This is a genomic window from Alcanivorax profundi (genome assembly GCF_003597125.1).
Classification (GTDB): domain Bacteria; phylum Pseudomonadota; class Gammaproteobacteria; order Pseudomonadales; family Alcanivoracaceae; genus Alcanivorax; species Alcanivorax profundi.
In genome coordinates this window covers 1-388 of record NZ_QYYA01000168.1, presented here as the reverse complement: position 1 = coordinate 388, position 388 = coordinate 1, and the positions used below count along the sequence as shown (strand labels likewise).

The window sequence follows — 388 nt, the reverse complement described above, 5'->3', positions numbered from 1 at the left end:
TTCCACGCCAACTGATATGCGCAATGGTCGTGAGGGCTTGGCAGGAATCATCCGTGAAAAAATGCAGCATGATTCCACGCCAACTGATATGCGCAATGGTCGTGAGGGCTTGGCAGGAATCATCCGTGAAAAAATGCAGCATGATCCTTATAGTTATGATGAAGCCATCATCTTCTATTCCAAGGATTACCGCAAGGTTAAAATATTACATTATGATATCAATGGTTTTGTCTTATACCAGAAGTGGTTTGATGATGGTAAGTTTCTCAAGCCTCGTTTCTTGGAGGCAGCGCGCTGTCATAAGATAAGCCGTGAGACATTGATACTGTTGCTATCAACATCCGTACAAACGGAAATCATATTATGAATACTGATATTAAGAGTTTGA

1 protein-coding gene is annotated in these 388 nt (G+C 41.5%); it reads left to right on the top strand.

Annotation, left to right across the window (positions count from 1 at the left end):
* A partial coding sequence (tnpB, locus tag D4A39_RS17345) for an IS66 family insertion sequence element accessory protein TnpB (RefSeq protein WP_147393981.1) occupies positions 1 to 367 on the top strand: 367 nt, incomplete at its 5' end.
* Between the last annotated feature and the right edge of the window lie 21 nt (positions 368 to 388).